Source organism: Streptomyces bicolor (genome assembly GCF_000719285.1).
GTDB classification, from domain to species: Bacteria; Actinomycetota; Actinomycetes; order Streptomycetales; family Streptomycetaceae; genus Streptomyces; species Streptomyces bicolor.
The window spans coordinates 116,241-130,716 of record NZ_JOFS01000013.1 but is presented as its reverse complement, the minus strand read 5'-3'; the positions used below and the strand labels follow the sequence as shown (position 1 = coordinate 130,716).

11 protein-coding genes are annotated in these 14,476 nt (G+C 73.8%); 1 reads left to right on the top strand and 10 read right to left on the bottom strand.

What is annotated here, in order from left to right; genetic code table 11:
- Nucleotides 1–228 precede the first annotated feature (228 nt).
- A complete protein-coding gene (locus IF78_RS0119295; protein ID WP_031486365.1) occupies nucleotides 229–420 on the top strand; it encodes a hypothetical protein in 192 nt (63 codons plus the stop codon).
- 36 nt (nucleotides 421–456) lie between these two features.
- On the opposite strand, the gene IF78_RS0119290 is transcribed toward IF78_RS0119295, so the two are convergent.
- From IF78_RS0119290 to IF78_RS0119245, 10 genes are all read right to left on the bottom strand, one after another.
- Nucleotides 457–993 (bottom strand): hypothetical protein, encoded by a 537-nt coding sequence (locus IF78_RS0119290; RefSeq protein WP_051828019.1) that lies wholly within the window; start codon nucleotides 991–993, stop codon nucleotides 457–459.
- Between the two features lie 106 nt (nucleotides 994–1,099).
- Nucleotides 1,100–1,555, bottom strand: coding sequence for an FAS1-like dehydratase domain-containing protein (locus IF78_RS0119285; protein ID WP_031486367.1), 456 nt, complete (start codon nucleotides 1,553–1,555; stop codon nucleotides 1,100–1,102).
- A 5-nt stretch (nucleotides 1,556–1,560) separates the two neighbouring features.
- Nucleotides 1,561–2,325, bottom strand: coding sequence for an enoyl-ACP reductase FabI (fabI, locus tag IF78_RS0119280; protein WP_031486368.1), 765 nt, complete (start codon nucleotides 2,323–2,325; stop codon nucleotides 1,561–1,563).
- Between the two features lie 24 nt (nucleotides 2,326–2,349).
- Nucleotides 2,350–3,054 carry a 3-oxoacyl-ACP reductase FabG gene (gene fabG, locus IF78_RS0119275; RefSeq protein WP_031486369.1) on the bottom strand — a complete coding sequence of 235 codons (705 nt, stop codon included), beginning with the start codon at nucleotides 3,052–3,054 and terminating at the stop codon, nucleotides 2,350–2,352.
- The gene (locus tag IF78_RS45085; RefSeq protein WP_051828017.1) at nucleotides 3,054–3,515 is read right to left on the bottom strand and encodes an SET domain-containing protein-lysine N-methyltransferase; all 462 of its coding nucleotides are present in this window, start codon (nucleotides 3,513–3,515) and stop codon (nucleotides 3,054–3,056) included. Before IF78_RS45085 ends, fabG begins: the two co-directional genes overlap by 1 nt.
- Before the next feature lie 88 nt (nucleotides 3,516–3,603).
- A complete protein-coding gene (locus IF78_RS0119265; RefSeq protein ID WP_158751435.1) occupies nucleotides 3,604–9,171 on the bottom strand; it encodes a type I polyketide synthase in 5,568 nt (1,855 codons plus the stop codon).
- Nucleotides 9,168–10,943: a fatty acyl-AMP ligase gene (locus IF78_RS0119260; protein WP_051828014.1), complete on the bottom strand. Its 1,776-nt coding sequence runs from the start codon at nucleotides 10,941–10,943 to the stop codon at nucleotides 9,168–9,170. The genes IF78_RS0119265 and IF78_RS0119260 overlap by 4 nt, the downstream gene beginning before the upstream one ends.
- A 54-nt stretch (nucleotides 10,944–10,997) precedes the next feature.
- Nucleotides 10,998–11,636 (bottom strand): GNAT family N-acetyltransferase, encoded by a 639-nt coding sequence (locus tag IF78_RS0119255; protein WP_051828012.1) that lies wholly within the window; start codon nucleotides 11,634–11,636, stop codon nucleotides 10,998–11,000.
- Nucleotides 11,636–12,898 (bottom strand): beta-ketoacyl-ACP synthase II, encoded by a 1,263-nt coding sequence (gene fabF / locus IF78_RS0119250; protein WP_031498392.1) that lies wholly within the window; start codon nucleotides 12,896–12,898, stop codon nucleotides 11,636–11,638. The genes IF78_RS0119255 and fabF overlap by 1 nt, the downstream gene beginning before the upstream one ends.
- Entirely contained in the window at nucleotides 12,882–14,375 is a 1,494-nt protein-coding gene (locus IF78_RS0119245; protein ID WP_051828007.1) for a class I adenylate-forming enzyme family protein, read from the bottom strand. Before IF78_RS0119245 ends, fabF begins: the two co-directional genes overlap by 17 nt.
- Nucleotides 14,376–14,476: the final 101 nt, after the last annotated feature.

Genomic DNA, 14,476 nt, shown 5'->3' with positions numbered 1-14,476 from the left:
GGGTGGTCGTGGGAAACCCAGAGTGAGTCAGCCCGCAGCACCCCGCACCTGCGGCGACAGCGCGAAGGCCCGGTCCCCGCTCGGGGGACCGGGCCTTGGGTGCCGTACGAACGCGACCTGGTCGGCAGTCGCGCAGTATGGACGTGTGAGCGCTGTGCTCGGCCTGCGCGGACGCAGGTGGGTGGGGAGCGCAGGCCGCGGAAACACCTTGGATTGGGATGACCCGCCATGACCCTCCGCACGATCGCCCACCACCTCGGTCTGCCTGTCCGGCGCGACCCGCAGGAGGTGGCGAAGATCATCGAGGGGCTCCGCCCCAGGCTGGACGAGCTTCCTGACGACAGGCGGGAACAGCTCGAAGGCGAGTGGGCCGAGGTCCTCAGCGAACGCCACTGGCACCGGCCCTACCTCCGGGACTGACCGCACACCGCCGGTGACCGCCGAGGCGGGGCCGGCTCAGCCGGCCCCGCCGGCCTTGTCCTGCACCGGCTCCGGTGCCTTGCCGGGCCAGAGCGTGGTCACCACGGGCCAGATCAAGCTGTACACAAGGACCTTGGTGAGCGGGTTGAGCCAGACCAGCAGCGGGGCGCCCCTGTCCAGGCCACCGACCAGCACCACCAGACCGAAGATCATGCCGACGCTGATCGCGTAGGCCAGCAGGAACCTGAACCAGGACTTCCACGCGTCGACGACGGCCGCACGGCCATAGAGCTTGGGGCGCGGCGGCGGGGCGTCACCGCCGAAGCGGCGGGCGAACTTCGCGTCGGCCCAGCGCACGGTGCGGTGGCCGTACACCACGGTGAGGCCGAGGTAGGCCGCGGACAGGCCGTGCCAGACGGTCGGCTCCGCGCCGTCCCGGACGCTGAGGACGGTGGCGCCCAGGAGCACGACGTCGATCAGCGGGACGCAGAGCAGCAGTGCACCGCCCAGTGCCCGCCAGCCGGCGGCGTAGCGCGCCGCCAGGCCGCCGACGAGGAAGACCCAGAACAGCACGTCACAAGCGAGAATCAGATAGAGAATGACAAGCCCCCTTGTGCGAAATTTCGATCATCATTGTCCCGGGCGGTCCCCGTCCGATATCCGGTTTCGGCCATCCCGTTCAGGGGGCGGGTGCTGCCTGCGGAGCGAGCAGTGTCGTCAGGACCGTGGCCACGGTCGCGCCCCGGGCGTCGCGCAGCAGACTGCGGAAGACGACGCGGTCACGGCCGGCCTGGGTGTCCAGGGTCTCCGGAGTGACCTCGGCCCGGAGGGTGTCACCGGCGTGGATGGGCCGTGTGTACAGGAACCGCTGTGCCAGATGCACCGTGCCCTCGGGGCCGAAACCGAAGTCCGGGTCCTCCAGCAGCGGCCAGTACGCGTTCCCGGCGACCAGCGCGGCGAACGTCGGTGGGGCGACCAGGTCCGGGTGGCCGGCCGCGCGTGCGGCGTCCGGGCTGTGGTAGACGGGATGCGGGTCGCCGATGGCGTCGGCGAACGCGCGCACCGCGGCGCGGGTGACCTCGTACGGCTCGGTGACGGGGAAAACTCGGCCGAGATACGCCCTGTTGACCGCCATCGGGATCAGCTGCCGCCCACGGCGTGCGCGCCGCCGTCCACATGCACGATCTCGCCGGTGGTGGCGGGGAACCAGTCCGACAGCAGCGCTGCGCAGGCCCGTGCGGTGGGCTCCGCGTCCGCCGCGTCCCACCCCAGCGGCGCGGCCCGGTCCCAGAAGTCGCCGTCGAACCCGGGGACGCTGCGGGCGGCGGTGGTCGCCAGCGGGCCGGCGGCCACCAGGTTGACTCTGATCGCGCGGGGGCCCAGCTCGCGGGCGAGGTAGCGGGCGCAGGACTCCAGCCCTGCCTTGGCCACGCCCATCCAGTCGTACCCCTCCCAGGCCCGGGAGGCGTCGAAGTCCAGGCCGACGACCGAGCCGCCCTCGCCCATGAGCGGAAGCACCGCCGTGGTGAGGGACTTGAGCGAGTATGTCGAGACGTGGACCGCGGTCGCGACGTCCTCCCACGGCGTCGACAGGAAGTTGCCGCCGAGGGCGGACGGCGGGGCGTACCCGATGGAGTGCAGGACTCCGTCCAGGCCGTCCACGTGCTCCCCCACACGGTCGGCGAGGGTGGCGAGCTGGGCGGTGTCGGTGACGTCCAGATCGATCACCGGGGGCGGTTCCGGGAGGCGTTGCGCGATGCGCCGCACCAGGCTGGGCCTGCCGTGCGCGGTGAGCACGACCCGCGCACCCTCGGTCTGCGCGACCCGCGCCACGTGGAAGGCGATGGATGCCTGGGTGAGGACGCCCGTGACCAGGACGCGCCGGCCTTCGAGGATGCCCATCAAGTCTCCTTGCGATCGTACGGGGGCTCAGTGCCCCATCGAGGAGCCGCCGTCGACGGGGATGACGGCTCCGGTGACGTAGTCCGCGGCGGGCGAGGCCAGGAACCCGACGACACGGGCCACTTCCGCGGGCTGCGCCATGCGGCCGAGCGGGATCTGCCGGAGGTACTCCTCGAGCAGTGCCGGGGCCAGCCGCGCGGTCATGTCGGTCTCGGTCAGGCCCGGCGCGACGATGTTGACCGTGATGTTCCGCGGCCCCAGCTCGCGCGCGAGGCTGCGGCCGAAGCCGATCAACCCCGCCTTGGAGGCCGCGTAGTTGGCCTGCCCGGCGGATCCCTGCAGCGCGACCACCGACGAGACCAGGACGATTCGTCCGCGCCGCTGCCGCAACATGCCGCGGACGGCGCGCTTCACCACCCGGTAGGCGCCGGTCAGATTGGTGTCGAGGACCTCGGTGAAGCACCGCTCCGGCATGGCGGCCAGCAACTGGTCCTGAACGATGCCCGCGTTGACGACCAGGACCTCCACCGCGCCCTGCTCGGCCTCTACGGCGCGGAAGGCGGAATCGACCTCCGCGGTGTCGGTGACGTCGCACTGGACGGCGAACAGCCTGTCGGGCGGTGAGCCCTTGCGGTAGGTGACGGCGACCCGCTCACCCGCCGCGTGCAGTTCCTCCGCCACGGCCCGGCCGATGCCGCGGCTCCCGCCGACGACGAGACAGGACCGCGGCATCAGGCGCTCCGGATCGCTTCGGCGGCCGCGAGGCGTTCCGCCACGTGCCGGTTCAGCCGGTGGCCGCCGAGCACCGCCGGGGAGGCGGCGCGTGCTCCCGCGACGGTGCCCAGGCAGTCGGCCGCGCCGCACAGGCAGTCGAACGGGGCGACCATGTCCCATTCGGTGGAGGGGTAGAAGAAGGCCAGCTCCTCCCCGGCGGCGACCGGCCGCAGGGCGCGTACGTCCATCCGCTCCGCGTCCACGTACACGTTGGGCGTGCAGGAATGGTTGAGGTAGCGGACCTGGGGACCGTCGATGTGCCGGCCGCCGCCGACGTCGATGGTGTAGACGGACGGGGCGTCGGCGGTGACGCACTCGCTGAGGTCGGCGACGACCTCGCCCGCGGCCAGCGGACGGGCGGCGACGACACCGGCTCCGTACGGACGGTCGTGGACGACGACGAAGGCGTTCTCGGACATGGCGGTTTCCTTCTTTCCTCCGCGGGCGGACGTGCCCTCGGTGTGGGTGCGAGGTGGTGGGTGGTGGGGAACGGGCACGGGCGCCGGGTCAGACCGCTCCGGTCTCCTCCCGGTGCCGGAGCACGGCGTCGGCCAGGGCGGTCACCGTTCGGTGCGGGCTGATCGCGGCCAGGTTGAGACCGGGAGCCAGTGCCTTGAGGCGTCGTAGGACGGTCATGGTCATCAGCGAGTCCATGCCGTGGGCATGGAAGTCGGCGTCGGGGTCGAGCGCCTGTGGCCCCTCGAGGTCCAGGGCCCGGGCGACCGTCGCCCGCACGTGGGCCAGGACGATCTCGCGGCGCCGTTCCGCGGTCCGTGCGCCGGCCAGAAGGGCCGCCACGTCGTCCTCGGCGACAGGCTCCGCCCCGGAGTCTTCGGCCGTGCGGGGGCCGGGCAGGACGGGGTCGACGTCCTGGCGGAGGTCCGCGAGGAGCGGCACCGGGGTGCGTACGGCGTAGGCGGCGGCGACGGCCGGCCAGTCGGCGTCGGCGATCACGAACTGCGCCGTGTCCGCGCCGAGTACCTGGTCCAGTGCGGCGGCGGCCTGCTCCCCCGGCATGAGGCGCATGCCGGTCGCGGTGATGGCCTGGTGGACCGCGGGGTCCAGGCCGTCGCGCCACGGGCCCCAGTTGACGACGTGTGCGGGCGCTCCGTTGCGCCGGCGCTCGTGGACGAGTGCGTCCATGTAGCAGTTGGCGGCGGCGTAGTGGGCCAGGCCCTGGGACCCGAGCAACGCCGTGGTGGAGGAGAAGCACACGAAGTGCTCCAACGGGTGGCCGGCGCTGAGGCGGTGCAGCAGGGCGGTGCCCGCGACCTTGGGCCGCAGCACGGCCGTGACCCGCTCGGGGGTGAGGTCCGCGAGGGGGGCGACGTCCTCGACGAACGCCGCCTGGAAGACGCCGCGCAGCGGGGGGAGTTCGGCGCCGAAACGGGCGAACAGCGCGCGCAGGGCGTCCTCGTCGGCGACGTCGGCGGCGACCTCGTGCACCGTGGTGCCCGTGGCCCGCAGCCGTTCCACGGTCCGTGCCGCGGCCCCCGGCACGCCGCGCCGGGAGAGCAGCACCAGATGGCGGGCGCCGAGGGCGGCGAGCCTGGTCAGCAGGGCGGGACCGGTCCGGCCGGTGGCCCCGACGACGAGATGCGCGCCGTGCGGGTCCAGCCGGACGGCACGGCCACGGGTCGTGGCGGGCGGGCGTGCGGTGAGCCGGGGGACGTGGCGCGCGGTGGCGCGGTACGCGCTCTGGGTCCCGGTACCGGGAGCGGCGGCCAGTTCGGTCACCAGCGCCCGCGCCGAGGCGGCGGCGTCGTCCGGCTCCGCGGGGGCCTCCAGGTCGACCAGGCCGCCCCATGCGGACGGGTGCTCCAGAGCGGCGCTGCGGCCGATGCCCCACAGGGCCGCGTGGCCGGGGTCGACGGGGCCGCCGCTTCCCACCGGCTGGGCCTGCACGGTGGCGAACCACAGCCGTGGCCCGTCGGCTTCGGCGACGGCGCGGACCAGCCGGACGGCGTCGAGGGTCAGCGCGAGGGCGGACTCCGGTCCGGTGCCGGGGGCGGGCAGGTGGACCACGTGCCGGACGCCGTCGTCCAGGCCGAGGTGCCGGCGCAGCTCGGCGCCGGTGAGTTCGGCCGGGCCCGGACCGGCCACGGACCGGCAGGTGACGCCGAGTTCCGTGAGGCGCTGCGCCAGGGAGTCGGCGAGTACGCCGGATCCCACGACGACGACCGGGCCCTCCGGGACACCGTCGGGCTGAGGTGCCGGCTGCCATTCCAGTCCGTGCAGCCAGGCCGGTCGCACGGCGGCGGGACGCGCGTCCGTACGGCGCACGCGTACGCCGCGGGCGCGGGCGACCGGCGTTCCGGACCGGTACCAGTCCAGCTCCGCGACGAGCGCCGGCCCGGCAGGATCGCCAAAGATCCTGGCCCGGACCGTGAGCGCTCCGGGGGGACCGTCAGGACGCTGGACCAGGCTGTCGAGTCCGGTCACGGTCCAGCCCGAGGCGGGCGGCAGCACGGCGGGCAGCGCCTGGAACGCGGCGTCGAGTTCGCGGAAGGACCCGGTGGCGGTGTGCGGCTCGGCCTCGGCGACGGCTTCGCCCGGGGCGCTCCGCAGCCGGCGCAGGGTGCGCAGGGCGGGGCCGTAGGTGAGGCCCGCCTCGGCCAGCCGTGCGTAGTACTCGACGGTGTCGGCCCGTTCGGCGGCCTCGTCGGCACCGGTCCCTTCCACTTGCCCGGTGACGGCCGCGTCGGGTGCCTCGTCGACCAGGGCGCCGGGGTCGTCGTGCAGTCGGGCGGAAGCGTGCCGCTGCCAGTGTCCGGCGGGGTCCAGGGCGTGGATGTCCAGGTCGGCGGGCTCGCCGGGGGTGTCCCCGGTGCGCAGGGTGATCTGCAGGGCGCGGACCGTCTCGTCGAGGACGAGCGGGCTGTGGACGGTCAGATCGCGTACGTCCGGAGCACCGAGGCCGGCTTCCCGTGCGGCGGCCAGCGCCAGGGCCGCGTAGCCCGACAGCGGCATGACTTCCCGGCCGTGGAGGAGGTGTGCGCGCAGCGGGTCCCAGGCGGGTCCGACCGGCTGCGGCTGCCACAGCCGGGTGCCGGGATGGGCTGCCAGGGTGGTGACCGTGCCGAGCAGTCCGGCGCCGGACGGTACGGGGGCGTCGACGGGAGTACGGCTCACTGCCACGGTGGGGACGGCGGTCCAGTGCCGGGTCCGCCGCCAGGACATGAACGGGAGGTCGGCGGTGCGTCCGTCGGGGGTGAAGTGCTCCCAGTCCGGTCGCAGGCCGTGGCAGTGGAGGCGCCCGACGGCCGCCAGGAAACTCTCCTGGGCGTCCTGGTCCCTGACGAGGGTGCCGGTGACCAGCACACCGTCGTGGTCGCCGAGGGTCGCGGCCGTGTCGCGGGTGAGCAGGGGGTGGGCACTGATTTCCACGAAGGCGGTGTGTCCGGCGCGGAAGGCGGTGTGCACGGCGTCGGCGAAGCGGACGGGGGCGCGCAGGTTGTCGCACCAGTACGCCGCGTCGCAGGCGGGCGTACGGTCCAGTCGCCCCTCGACGGTGGAGAGGAAGGGGATACGGGGCGATCGCGGCGTGAGATCGGCGAGTTCCGCCATCAGCGGGTCCAGCAGGACGTCCATCTGGGGCGAGTGCGACGCCACGTCCACCTGGACGAGGCGGGCGTTGAGCCCGTCCGCCTCGTAGGCCTCGGCCAGCCGCCGGACGCCCTCGGGGTCTCCGGCGATCACGGTGGAGCGGGGACTCGGCACGACCGCCACGGTCACCGCAGCCGCCTGAGCCGTCCGGTCCAGCCGGGCGGCGACCTCCTCGGCAGGACTCTCGATCACCGCCATGGCGCCCTGGCCGGCGACCTTCAGCAGCAGCCGCGACCGCCGGCAGATCACCTTGACGCCGTCGCGGATGTCGAGGGCGCCCGCGACGACGGCCGCGGCCACCTCCCCCATGGAGTGCCCGACGACGGCGGCGGGCCGCAGCCCGTGCGCCCGCCACAGCTCCGCGAGGCCGAGCTGCACCGCGAAGATCAGCGGCTGCACGACGGAGACGTCGGTGGGCACCTCCGGGTCGTCGAGCACCCGGCGCAGGGAGAAGCCCGACTCGGCCGCGATCATCGGTTCCAGCTCGTCGATCACCCGCCGGAAGGCCGGAGCGGTGTCCAGCAGGGTCCGTGCCATGCCGGCCCACTGGGAGCCCTGGCCGGAGAACAGCCAGACGGCGCCGGGCGGTTCGGCGGCGGCCCGGCCACGGGCGAGTCCGGGCACGGCGGTGCCGGCCATGTGGTCGGCGAGCGCCCGCCGCAGCCCGTGCGCGTCCCGGGCGGGTACGGTGAGCCGCTCCGGTTCGTGGGACCGGCGCAGGGCGAGGGTGTGCACCACGTCGTCGAAGGGCACATGGGCGCCCTTCCGGGCCAGCCAGTCCTCGAGCCGTCGCAGCCGGTCGTCCAGCGCGTCCGCCGATCCGGCGGAGACCGGCACCAGCAGGACCTCACCGGATCCGGCACGACCGGTGCCCCGGCGGGGCGCCTCGGGCGGCGCCTCCTCCACGACGACATGCGCGTTCGTACCGCCGAAGCCGAAGCTGCTCACACCGGCCCGGCGGGGGCGCTCGGTGCGCGGCCACGGTGTGCGCTCCGTGACGACGCGCATCCTCAGCTCGTCGAAGGGGATGAGCGGATTGGGGCGGTCGAAGTTCAGGCTGGCCGGCAGGGTGTCATGGCCCAGGGCCAGCACCACCTTGATGAGGCCCGCGACGCCCGCCGCCGCCTCCAGATGGCCGATGTTCGTCTTCACCGACCCGATGAGGAGGTCCCGGTCGCGTCCGTCGAGGAGGGCGGCGCTGAGGGCGGCCGCCTCGATGGGGTCGCCGAGGGCGGTCCCCGTGCCATGAGCCTCGACGTAGTCGATGTCCGGTGCGGTCAGTCCGGCCGTGGCCAGCGCCGTGCGCAGCAGGTCCTCCTGTGCCTCCGGGTTGGGGGCGAGCAGGCCGTTGGACGCGCCGTCCTGGTTGACCGCGCTGCCGCGGATCACCGCCAGCACGCGGTCGCCGTCGCGCCGGGCGCGGGACAGCGGCTTGAGCATCACCACGCCGCAGCCCTCACCCCGGCCGTAGCCGTCGGCGTCGGCGGCGAAGGTCTTGCAACGGCCGTCGGAGGCCATGACTCCGGCCTCTTCGAAGTTCACCGTGACCGCCGGGGAGAGCAGCAGGTTCACCCCGCCGGCCAGCGCGAGATCGCTCTCCCCCGACCGCAGGCTGCGTACGGCCTGGTGCACGGCGACCAGCGAGGAGGAACAGGCCGTGTCGACGACCAGGCTCGGGCCGCGCAGCCCCAGGACGTAGGAGACCCGGTTGGCGATGACCCCGAGCGCGGAGCCGGCACCGCTCCAGGCGTTGATCTCCGGAAGGTGGCTCATCTGCACCGCCCCGTAGTCGGAGACCGAGGCGCCGACGAACACGCCGGTCCGGGAGCGGGCGAGGGAGCGCGGGGGGATGCCGGAATGTTCCAGCGCTTCCCAGACGACCTCGAGCATGAGGCGCTGCTGCGGGTCGGTGGCGGCGGCCTCACGGTCGGACATGCCGAAGAAGGCGGGGTCGAAGGCGGCCAGGTCGTCGCTGAGATAGCCACCGCGGGCGGGCGTGCGGTCCAGCACCGCGCGGGCGGCGGGGTCCAGCGCCCCGAGCAGGTCCCACCGTCCCGGGGGCGGATCACCGACCGCGTCCCTGCCGTCGCTCAGCAGCTCCCAGAAGGACTCGGGGGTGGCCACCGCTCCGGGCAGGCGCATGCCGAGCCCGATGACGGCTATGGGCTCGGCGTCCGGTCCGGCGGTGGGCGCGTCCGGGAGGGCCGGCGGGTCCGGCTCCGTCCGCTCGGTGGGTCCGGGCGCGAGGAGCCGCCGGGCGAGGGACTGGACGGTGGGCGCCTCGTAGACCAGGGCGGGCGACAGGGCGCGGTCGAGGAGCTCCTCCAGGCTCCCGGAGAGTTCCACGACCTGCCGGGAGGTGAGGCCCATGCCCGCGAGGGGCTGGTCGGGAGCGATGTCGTCCTCGGCGACGTCGAGGTGCCGCGACAGCCAGGAGACGAGCCAGGATCGCAGGGTCTGCTCGTTCATGCGGTCCACCACTCCGTTTCCAGGTAGTCCAACGTCCCGAGGCGGTGGCGTTCCGCGCAGGCGTGGCGTCGTACCTTGCCGCTGCTGGTCTTGGGCAGGGCACCGGGCCGCAGGAAGACGACCTCGTGCGGTTCGACGCCGTGGTGCTCGCCGACGGCGCGGCGCACGGACCGCACCGCCTCCGCGCGGGTGACGGGCAGCTCGGCTCCCGCCGCCCGGCGCAGTTCCACGGCGACGACCAGCCGTTCCCCCTGCTCGTCGGTGACCGGGAAGGCCGCGGCGGTCGCGACGGGCATGCCGTCGAGTGCGGTGCCCACGGTGGCTTCGATGTCGGACGGATAGTGGTTGCGGCCGTCGATGACCACGAGGTCCTTGATCCGCCCGGTGACGAACAGCTCGCCCTCGTACAGGAATCCGAGGTCACCGGTGCGCAGCCACACGGGCGCGGTCCGGCTGCCGTCGCGGCGGAGCAGCTCGGCCCCGAAGGACCGCCGCGTCTCCTCGGGACGGCCCCAGTAGCCCGGCGAGACGTTGGGTCCGCTGACCCAGATCTCCCCGACCCGGTCGGCGGGCTGCTCGGTGCCGTCGTCGGCGATGCGCACCTCCACCCCGGGCAGGGGCGTGCCGCAGCCCACGAGTTGCCATGCCCCGGGCGCCTCAGGCGGACAGCGGCGGACGCGGCCGTCGGCCAGTTCGGCGCGGTCGAACGTGAGGATCGTGGCGCCGTCCAGGGCGGAGGTGACGCCCAGGGTGGCCTCCGCCAGGCCGTAGCCGGGGGCGTGGCCCGAGAGGGCGAAGCCGCAGGCCGCGAACTTCTCGGCGAAGGCCCGGACACTCTCCGAGCGCACCTGTTCGCTGCCGTTGCACAGCGTGTGCAGGGTGTCCAGGCGCAGGGACGTCATGTGGTCGCCGGTGACCCGGCGTACGCACAGGTCGAGGGCGAAGTTGGGGGCGGCGGTCCAGGTGCCGCCGTAGTCGCTGATCAGGCGGAGCCAGCGGTACGGCTGCTGCACGAAGGCCATCGGGGTCAGGTGCACCGCGCGGGCGCCCGCGAGGAGGGGCATGGCGATGCCCGTGATCAGGCCCATGTCGTGGAAGTACGGCAGCCAGGAGACGATGACGTCCTGCTCCGTGAGGCCCGACTGCTCGGCGCTCTGCCGCGCCGCGGCCACCAGGTTGTCGTTGCCGATGAGCACGCCGCGCGGGGACTGGGTGGATCCGGAGGTGTACTGCAGGTAGGCGATGTCGCCGGGGTCCGCCGGTTCCGTGGCCGTGCCGGCCGGGCCGTCGGCCGCCGTCAGGTCGTCCAGGAGCAGTACGGTCGTGGCCTCGCCGCATGTGGTGCGGGTCAGCGCGGTGACCCCTTCGGCGGCGGCCCGGGTGGTGAGCACGCACGACGGCCCGGCGTCCCGCAGAACGGCCTCCAGCCGGTCGTTGCTGCGGAAGAGCTCCGGGGCGTACAGCGGCACGGCGACCGTACGGGCGTACAGGCAGCCGAGGAAACCGACCACGTAGTCCAGGCCGTGCGGAGCCGTCAGCGCGACGCGGTCGCCGGGGCGGCAGCGCACGGCCAGCGCCGCCGCGACGGCGGACGCCCGCCGGTCCAGTTCGGCGTAGGTCAGGGTGGTGGCCACGCCCTTGCGGTCGGTGCCGTGGTCGACGAACGTCAGCGCCGGGGCCGCACCTCGGTCGCACGCCCAGTGCCGGACGGCGCGTGGCAGGTCGTGGAACCCGGTGCCGCGGACGGCGGTCACCGGTGCGTGGGAGGGCATGGGTGGGGCCTCTTTCATGCGGGAAGCTGGGGTGCGCGCCCGCTTCGGCGCGGCTCAGCGGCGTTCGTGGACGTCGCGCAGGTATCGGGCGTCGGTGCGGTCGAGGTGCTCCAGGAACAGCCGCCGTGCCTCGGCCTTCTCACCGGCGGGCACCACGTCGGCCGCGAGGCCCAGTTCGGAGGTCCGGGCCAGGGCGTAGAACTCGTCGCGCAGCAGGGAGCAGACGACGGCGTCCCAGTACCGGCCGTCGAGGAAGAAGTAATCCCTGAGGACCCCTTCGAGGGTGAAGCCGCCGTGCGCGATGATCTGCACCATCTGCCGGTTGTGCAGTCCCAGGGTGAGCTGGACGCGGTGCGCGTTCTTCGCGTGGAACAGGTAGTTGAGCAGCAGGACGTTGGCCTCGGCTCCGTAGCCCTGCGTCCACATTCCGGAGGCGCCGATCGCGGAGCCGATGGTGTAGCTGCCCTCGTAGGCGAGGGGGCCCCAGTTGACCGCGCCGACCCGGGTGCCGTCGTGGGTGGCGATCATCAGGTAGCGCATGCCGCCCTGGTGGACCGCCTGGCGCAGCTGGTCGGCGGAGAGGAACTGCGGCGATCCGGAGGAGTAGGTGCTCACCGTGCTCGCGGACCAGTCCGCGATGAGCTGGAAGTCGTCGTCGGTGCACGCCTCCAGCGAGACGAGGTCGCCGCGCATCACGGCTCCCAGCGGCGCACGGCGAGTACGGCGTTGTGGCCCCCGAACCCGAACGAGTTCGTCAGCGCCGTGCGTACGTCGTGGTGCTGCGCCTCGTTGGGCACGAAGTTGAGCTCCGCGTCCTCGGGGTCGTCGCAGTTGAGGGTGGGCGGCACGATCCCGGTGGCCAGGGTGCGCAGCGTCGCGATGAGTTCCACAGCGCCGGCCCCGCCGATGAGGTGACCGATCATCGACTTCTGCGAGCTGATCGGGATGCGGGGGGCGTGGTCGCCGAAGACGCCCCGTACGGCGGCTATCTCGGTGGCGTCGTTGAGGGCGGTGCCGGTGCCGTGGGCGTTGATGTAGTCGACGTCCGCCGGCCCGATCCCCGCGTCGTCCAGCGCCATCCGCAGGGCGCGCTGGGCGCCGAGGCCCTCCGGGTGCGGGGCGGTGGCGTGGTAGGCGTCGGTGGTGGCGCCGTAGCCGATGATCTCGCCGAGGATCGGCGCGCCGCGTCTGACGGCGTGCTCGGCCTCCTCCACGACGACGATCCCCGCGCCGGCCCCGAAGACGAATCCGTCACGGCCCCGGTCGAAGGGGCGGCTGGCGCGGGCGGGTTCGTCGTTGCGCCGCGACAGGGCACGCACGTTGGACATGGCCGCGACGTCGAGGCGGGTGATCGGGTCGTCGGTGCCGCCGGCGATGACGGCGTCTACCCGGCCCGAGCGGATCATGTCCACGGCCTCGCCGACACACGTGGTGCCGGTGGCACAGGCGGTGATGATGGCACCGGTCGGGCCCTCGACGCCGTACCGCATGGCGATCTCGGCGGAGGGGTTGTCCGGGGAGCCGCCGATGGCGTAGCCGGTGGGCACGCCGCGGGGGCCCCGCTCGCGCAGGCGGTCGACCGCGTCGATGCCGGCGATGTTCGCCCCGTATCCGGAGCCGATGAGGGCGCCGATCCGGGGGCCGAGGCCGTGTTCCGCGGAGAGCTTGGACTGCTCCATGGCCTCCGTGGTGGCGGCGACGGCGAACCAGGCGAAGCGGTCCATGCGCCGGGCGGCGATCCCGGTCATGTACCGGGTGGGGTCGAAGCCCGTCACTTCGGCGGCGATGCGCGTGGGCAGGTCCGAGGCGTCGAATGCGGTGATCGGCCCGACGCCGCTGCGTCCGTCGACCAGCGCCGACCAGTACTCGTCGACGGTGGAGCCGGTCGCCGTGACGGCGCCTGCGCCGGTGACGACGACGCGCCGGCGCGGCACACCCTCAGCGTTGCGTGACATGGGACCTTCCATTTCGTTCGTTCCGGTCCGGACGGGCCGCCGGCACCCGGATCCGCTGTTCCAGGGTTCCGACGACGCGGGCGGTCAGGGCGGGCACGTCGACCTTGCCGCGGTGGGTGACGGGGAAGCTGTCCACCACCAGGAGGTGGTTGGGCTGTTCGAAGGGGGCGAGAAGGGCGCAGATCCGTTCCCGCCAGTGCCGGGCGTCCCCGCCCGTGGGATCCGCGACGACGAAGACCAGCTCGTGCCCGCGCCGCGCGTCCTCCAGCGGGATGATCTTCACGGGGCGCCCGCAGGCCGCGGCGCGGTGCTCCAGTACCTCGGGGTACAAGGTGTGGCCGAGCCGGTGGACGGCGGATGCGCGGCCCAGGACGAAGAGGTTGCCGGCCGCGTCCAGGTGACCGAGGTCGCCGGTCCGGTACGGCCCGGCCGCGGGCGGGTCGAGGGCTGCGGCCGTGGTCATGTAGCCGGCCATGAGATCGGGGGTGCGGAGCCTGATCTCGCCGATCTCGCCGGGCGGCAGCGGGGTGCCGTCCTCGCCGGTGACGAGCACCTCGATGCCGTCCAGCACCCGACCGCAGCCGACCGGGTTGCCGGGTGTCGCGAAGGCGACGTTGCCGGCCTCCGTGCTGCCGTAGCCGTCGAGCAGCGGCGCGCCGGCGGTGGCCGCGAAGCGCCGCCCGAGGCCGCCGTCCATCGGAGCGCCACCGGTGCACCACAGCCGGACCCGGTCCAGTGCGGCGAGGAGCCCGGGCCGGCGGTCGTCGAGGTTGAGCATGCTGAGGTAGGTGGCCGGGGTGGCGTCGACGACGGTGGCCCCGTGCTCGGCGCCGAGCCGAAGCGCCCGGTCGAGACGGGTGTAGGGGGTGATCAGGAGATCGGCACCGGCCATGCGGGCGAGCAGGAGCAGCGACAGCCCGTACTGGTGCGAGAAGGGCAGCAGCGGAAGGAAGACGTCCTGCGGCCCGTAGTCCATCAGGCGGCGGGTGCGCTCCAGGTTCTCCAGGACGGCCCGGCCCGGCTTGACGATGCCCTTGGGCTCGCCCGTGGAACCGGAGGACCACAGGACGAGGGCGTCGTCGCGCGCCCGCCAGCGGCTGTCCGACAGCGCCGTCGCGGGGGCGGCGGGCAGGTGTGCGGCGGCGTCGGCCGCCAGGTCCGCCGTCGACAGGGCGGTGACGCCCGTGGGTGCCGGGTCCGCGCCGTCGAGGACGGCGTAACGGGCCCGGGCCAGGGCGGCGAATCGCTCCGTGGCCCGGTGGGTCTGCTGGCCGTCGAGGAGGACGACCGAGGTGTCGAGGTGGATCAGCGCGAACAGCAGTGCCGGGTACAGGGCGGAGTTGCCGGCCTTGACCAGGACCCGGTCGCCGGAGCGCACGCCCCGGTCGCGCAGAACCCGCGCCACGGCCGCCGCGTACGCCTCGGCGTCGAGGCTTGCGTGAGGCGCGAGGGGATCGATGATCCTGGTGGTGGCCATGGGGCTGTCGCTTCCTGGTTCCTGGTGGTACGTGGCCGGGTGACGGGGATGCTGACGGGTGGGGTGGGTATCCCGCCTGTCGGGATGGCGTGAGCCGAAGT